Source organism: Paracoccus sp. NIOT.M2S5SZ12 (assembly GCF_057748165.1).
The window spans coordinates 1-6481 of sequence record NZ_JBYLFR010000041.1 but is presented as its reverse complement, the minus strand read 5'-3'; the positions used below and the strand labels follow the sequence as shown (position 1 = coordinate 6481).

Annotated in this window: 4 protein-coding genes; all 4 read left to right on the top strand. The window is 66.3% G+C overall.

The window, feature by feature from the left end; genetic code table 11:
- The first annotated feature begins 129 nt into the window (after positions 1-129).
- A complete protein-coding gene (locus AC2SGK_RS17895; protein WP_488324755.1) occupies positions 130-1035 on the top strand; it encodes a DNA methyltransferase in 906 nt (301 codons plus the stop codon).
- Positions 1032-1280: a C40 family peptidase gene (locus AC2SGK_RS17890; protein ID WP_488324754.1), complete on the top strand. Its 249-nt coding sequence runs from the start codon at positions 1032-1034 to the stop codon at positions 1278-1280. The genes AC2SGK_RS17895 and AC2SGK_RS17890 overlap by 4 nt, the downstream gene beginning before the upstream one ends.
- Complete coding sequence (locus AC2SGK_RS17885; RefSeq protein WP_488324753.1) at positions 1277-4594, top strand: TipJ family phage tail tip protein; 3318 nt, start codon at positions 1277-1279, stop codon at positions 4592-4594. The genes AC2SGK_RS17890 and AC2SGK_RS17885 overlap by 4 nt, the downstream gene beginning before the upstream one ends.
- A gap of 7 nt (positions 4595-4601) precedes the next feature.
- Positions 4602-6481: hypothetical protein (locus AC2SGK_RS17880; RefSeq protein WP_488324752.1), on the top strand; the 1880-nt coding region annotated here is incomplete at its 3' end.

The following is a 6481-nucleotide window of genomic DNA, read 5'->3' as shown; positions in this document are numbered from 1 at the left end:
CGGGCTTGGGCTTGCTCATGCTGCCCATCTAACCGCATGGATTCACCAAGTGAATCCTTCACGGGGAGAGTTCTGCAACAACGCCTGCCAGGAGGCAACTCACACTGGAAGGCGAGTTATCCAGACGGAATGAACCGTTTGGCAGAAGCCGGTCGAATTCACGTCGCCAAGAACAGCATCCGCTATCGCCGCTTCGCCGATGACTTTCCATTCCAGCAGATCGGAAACATCTGGACCGACACGATTACCGGCAACTTCACCGACGACAAGATCTACGTCGTGCAGACGGGCTTCAAGGTGATCGAACGCTGCATGCAGATGACCAGCGATCCCGGTGAGTTGGTGCTGGATATCACTTGCGGTTCTGGGACCACAGCAGTCGTGGCCGAGCAGTGGGGCCGCCGCTGGATCACCATCGACACTTCTCGCGTGCCGGTGGCGCTTGCTCGGCAGCGCCTGCTCACGACCACGTTCCCTTGGTACAGGTTGAAAGAGCCATCGAAAGGGCCGGCTGGCAGCTTCGTTTACGAGCGCAAGCGCAACAAGAAGGGCGAGGAAGTCGGAGGTCTAGTCCCGCGCATCACGCTCAAGTCGATCGCTAACGAAGAAGACCCCAAAATGGAGGTGCTGGTCGATCGCCCCGAGGTGAACGACAAGATCACCCGCGTTTGCGGCCCCTTCACCGTCGAAGCTACGATCCAGGCTGCGATGAGCATGGAGGAGGATGCTGATGGCGCATCGGCGCAGCCGCAATCCTCGAGCCCACGGGCCTACCTTGACCGCATGATTGAGGTGCTGCGGCAGAGCAAGTCGCTGAACGTGCCAGGCAACGTGACGCTGCAACTGGACAATGTTCGCCCGCTTGCCGATCGCGAATTTCTGCATGCCGAGGCCGTGGCAAAGAACGGCAGCGAGAAGACCATCGCCATTGCCTTCGGCCCCGAGGATGGCGCTATCGGGTCGGACTACGTGTTCAACGCGGCTACCTGGGCAGCTACACCTCGGTCGATGAGCACGGTGAGATCGCGGCCTTGATCGCCGGGGAGCAGACATCACCGCTATGGGTGCCTGTTTCCGGGAGCGCCCTGGCTTTCGACATCGCAGTCTTCCGGCGTGGCCGGATGTCTAGCCATATCGGCATCGTCATCCGCCATGGCCTGATGATCCACATGCAGGGCGACGACTGCGCGAAAGTCGAGCCTTATCAGACCGGGGCTTGGGGGCAGCGCCTGCAAGGCCATTGGCGCCACGTGCAGTTGATCAGCGAGGCCACGCGATGACCGCCCGCGATCATCTGCCGGTCCTGATCGCCCCCCACATGGCGCCCGAGCCCAGGATCGAGGCGCGTGTCCCGGTCGGGCTGACGATCACCCAGATCATTGACCTGCAGCTGCCAGCCCTCCCGCACCAGGATCGCGCGCGTCTTCGCGTGACGCTGGTCACGGAGCAGGGTCTCGAGGCCATCGACCCTGTCTGGTGGCACCGCGTCCGGCCACGGCCCGGGGTTCAGGTCGTCATCCGCCTGATCGCCGGAAAGAACGCCCTGCGCACCGTCCTGTCGATCGTCGTCGCCGTCGCGGCCGTGGCGTTGGCGACGGTATTCGCACCGGGGCTTGCCGCGGTCACCGGCTTCAGCGTGGCAGCCGCCGGATCGCTGATCACGGCGGGCGCGACGCTGGTCGGGAACCTGCTCATCAACGCGATCGTGCCGCCGCCGACGCCCGAGGAGCGGCAGGACCGCTTCCAGATTTCCGGCCTGCGTAACCGGCTGGATCCCGATGGCGCCGTCCCGATCGTCATGGGCGCGACCCGGTATGCTCCGCCCTTCGGCGCGACGAGCTACACCGAGATCGTCGGGGATTGGCAGTTCGTCCGCGCGCTGTTCAATTTCGGCTACGGCCCGGTCGCGCTGTCAGACTTCCGGATCGGCGACACCTCGATCGCCGAATACGACGAGGTCGAGATCGAGACCCGCGAAGGCCGGCCGGGCGATGCGCCGGTCAGCCTGTATCCGCGCCAGGTCATCGAGGAGAACGTGGGGGCCCAGCTGGTGCGACCGAAGCCCCGTGACGACAGCGGCAACATCATCGACGGTCCGGCCGTGGCGACCCCGGTTATTCGCACGACCGGGGCCGACGCAAAAGCGGTCTCGATCATCCTATACTGGCCGGCGGGCCTGCACTGGGTCAGTGATCGGGGCAACACCCGGCGCGAGACCGTCACCATTCGGGTCGAGCAGCGACGCGAGGATCAGGAAAACTGGCAGCTGGTCGAGGATCTCGAAGTCAGCGCCAGGACGAAGGACGCTTTCTGGCGACAGCACAGCTGGGAATTCTCTTCCCGCGCACGCTGGCAGATCCGCCTGACCATGCTGTCCGACACCGATGTCGGCGACAACGTGGTGCGAAACACGATCTGGGCAGCTCTGCAGACCCTGCGTCCTGAGTATCCGCTGAACTTTGGCAGCCCCCTTGGGCTGGTTGCCCTGCGGCTGAAAGCAACCGACCAGCTGTCAGGCGCCCTGGACAATTTCAGCGCCATGGTGAGGCGGATCTGCAGGGACTACGACCATGTCACGGGCACATGGATCGAGCGGCAGACCGCAAATCCGGCCAGCCTCTTCCGCCATGTTCTCCAGAGCGCGGCCAATCCCAGGCCTGTTCCGGATGGCGGCATCGACCTGACGGGACTGGCCGAATGGCACGATTTCTGCCGCGTGAACGATCTCCGCTTTGATCGCGTGCTTGAGGAAGGCGAGGGTAGCCTCCGCGACGCCCTTTCTCAGATCGCAGCTGCCGGTCGGGCATCGCCGCGTCATGACGGCCTTCGTTGGGGGGTCGTGATCGATCGACCGCAGTCGCTCGTCGTCGATCATATCAGTCCGCGCAACAGCTGGGATTTCCGCGCGACTCGGGCTTATTTCCAGCCGCCCCACGCGGTCCGCGTCAAGTTCCGGGATGCCAGCAACGACTACCGGGAAGCTGAAGCTCTGGTCCGGTGGCCGGGCCATACGGGCGAAATCACCCTGACCGAAGCCATGGATACCCCCGGGCTCACGCGGTTTCGGGATGTCTGGCGCGCGGCGCGGCGCAGGATGTACGAGGCCATCCATCGCCCCGACACCTTCCAGGTGATGCAGGACGGAGCCGCGCGGGTCGCGACGCGGGGCGACCTCGTGATGCTCTCGCATGATGTCCTGGACAGCGTGCAGACGGCTGCGCGGGTCATCGATGTCGCCGGTGACATGATCAGGATCGACGAGGCTGTCAGCATCGTTGCCGGCCAGACATACGGTCTGCGGTTCCGGACGTTCACGGGCGGCGACACGATCGGAACCAGCCATGTCAGGATCGCGTCTGCGACGCCCGGCCTCACGGATATCCTGACACTCTCGGGCTCCGGTCCTGTCCCCTCTGCCGGTTCGATGGTCATGTTCGGCCGCGCCTCCCAGGAAAGCCGTCCGATGATCGTCATCGGGGTCGAGGCAGGTGATGAGATGTCATCGATGCTGCGTCTGGTCGACGCGGCGCCCCAGATCGACACCCTGCTGCAGGCTGACACCGTCCCTGCGTGGTCCGGTCGTGTAGGAGCAGAGCTTGGCCCGGCCGCCACGCAGCCGCCGGTCCCTCGCTTTGCCAGCGTCACCAGTGGGGTCGCGCAGACGGGCACGGCAAACCGCATCGACTATCTGTTGCAGCCCGGCCGTGGCCCGGTCCAGACCACACGCTTTGAAATCCGGCATCGGTCCGCGGGCGGCGCCTGGTCGAGCCGGATCCTTTCGGTCGCCACAGGCGGCGGCACTCTGAGCTATCCGGACGGCACCATGGTGGACATGCAGGCCCGTGCCCTTTCATCATCCGAGGTCGAAAGTGCCTGGGGTCCCCTGCTGACCATCACGGTCGGATCCGGCGATGGGCCCATTCCCGTTGCTTTGCCGGCGGACAGCATCTCGGTCGACGCCGTGCCAGGCGGAGCTCGTGTGTCCTTTGCAACCCCGGCCGATGGCAATGTGGCCTTCGTGCAGATCTATCGGTCGCGCACCTTCCCTCTTAACCGCGCAACAGACGCGATCGACCGTGTCTCGGTCACCAGGTCGAGAACCTACCAGGTCGCGGTAGGTGATACCGCGCGCCCAAATCTGCTGGCGTCCCCCGGCTTCGCGTCGCCAGGCGATTGGAATGCCGGGGCCGGCTGGACGATCACTGGCGGTCAGGCCAGCCACACCGCCGGCGCGGCCGGAGACCTGTCGCAGGCCCGAACGCTCACGACGGGCCGCTCCTACCGCATAGCTGTCTCGATATCGGGAATGACTGCAGGCAGCGTCACGCCCGCCCTTCTGGGCGGCAGTGACAGATTGGGGCAGGCAATCGCCGCCAACGGCCGTTGGTCCGACCGGCTCCAGGCCGTGTCAGGAAATGACCGTCTCTCCTTCCGGGCGTCGGCCGACTTCGAAGGCGTCCTGGATGACGCCCTTCTCTACCTCGAAACCGACGCCTGCCTCGAACAAGGCATCCATCATTTCTGGCTGGAGCCACAGAACGCCAATGGCGTCCCGGGTCCTGTCAGCGCCCGCATCACCATCAGCATCGACTGAGGAGCCCATGGACGACATTCAAACTACCAACCTTCCCGTCGCCACGATCATTGATGATCTGCTTGGCAATGCGGGGGGTAACACCCGGCGCATCCCGATCGACCGCCTGGTCGCTCTGATCGCGGCGCTGATGGGGCCGAGCTACTCCACGCGCGCGCAGCTGTTTGCCGATCTGGGCTGGCCTGCGGGCGCCATCGGCTATGTGCGCGCGGATGGGACCGCAGCCTTCAACGGGGTCTACAAGAAGTCGGGCGGCAATGGCAGCGGCAGCTGGTCGCGGATCGGGGACCTTCCCTCGGGCGCGATCGAGGCCGCGCAGCTCGCGGCCTTGGAGGCCGACCTGCGCACCCGGCGCATCGCCAGCACGGCAAACAGCAGCTTCAGCGGAACGACCTTTCCCGGGGGCACGACCACCGTGATCTTTCGGTCGAGCAGCAACTTTGCGATCTGGCAGGCTCTCGACGCGGCCCCCAGCCCTGCGACCTCGATCCATCAGCAGGATGCAACGGGCCAGTGGTGGGAGCGGCTGTTCCAGCTGACGGACCTGCGCAATGCGCTGCGCAATGCCGGCGTGTTCAGCCTGACCGGTATCGGCGGCACGGCCAACGCGATCACCGCCAGCTTCGCCGATGCGGCCCTGGCCTTGGGCGTCACGGTCGATGCCGCGACCATCGTCGAGGTGACGCCCGCGGCGGCCAATATCGGCCCGGCGACGCTGCAGGTCACCGGGGACACGGCCCGGGCAATGCAGACCGAGGGCGGCCAGGCTCTGCCAGCCAACTTCCTGCGTCCGGGCGTCAGCGCACTGTTCCGCCGGTCCGGTGCAAACTGGAGGGCGCTCAGCAGCACCACCTCGATGATCGTGGCCGAACTGCTGGAGGCGATCCGCAGCGGCGCGCTGATCCCACTGGCCTCGATCGGCGGCACGGGCGATGCCTGGACCGCGCAGCTGGCGCCCTCGATCATCACGGCCGGCATCACCAGCCTGAACAGCGACGCGACGGTCGAATATATCCCCGCGCTGCCGAACACGGCCGCCAACCCGACGGGCACCATCGCCGGGACCACCTTCAGCATCCGCAATGCCGATGGCGGCGCCTGGCCCGCCTTCGGCTTCGTCGTGGGCCGGTCCTACACCCTGCGCCGCCGCGGCAGCGTGCTGCGCGTGATCGGCGACGTGTCGCAGCCAGACCTGGCGGCGGCCCGCACCGACCGCATCACGGGAGACGCGCAGATGGGGTCCGTCATGCTGGAGGGGATCGGCGGCACCGGGGACGCGATCATCGGCGCCGTGCCGACCACGCTGACCGCCATCGGCATCGCGGCCGCGAACATCCGCGAGATCCTGTTCACGGTCCCCTCGGTCAACACCACGACCGGCCCGACCATCAACATCGACGGCCAGGGCGCGGTGCAGCTTCGCGACTATCGCGACGGGCTGCTGCCGATCGGCGGGCTGGCGCCGGGCCCGCTCTATCGCGCGGTCAAGGTCGCGGGCCGCTGGCGGCTGGTCCCCTCGGAGGTGGATCGGGCCAGCCTGACGGCTGCCATTGCCGCGGAAGCATCGGCGCGCACGACGGCCATCCACGTCGCCACCGAGTTCCCCGTCGCCCAGGGATCGACGCTGCCCATCGGCACCCTGACCACGACGAACATAAACACTTGGTTCCGACGCACCCCGGTCGATCCGACCCGCGAGACCTTCGCGCATAGCATCGACGTGGAGACCGGCGGCCCCGGCCCGATCCGCGTGGCCTCCGCCTTCATCGGTCCCGACCTGATCCCGGCCTACCACGACATCCGCACGATCGAGCATCCGGGCGGCCGGGCGCGGGTGCAGATCGACCCGCCCGTGCGCATCCCTGCCGGTGCGCATGTAGGCTGGCG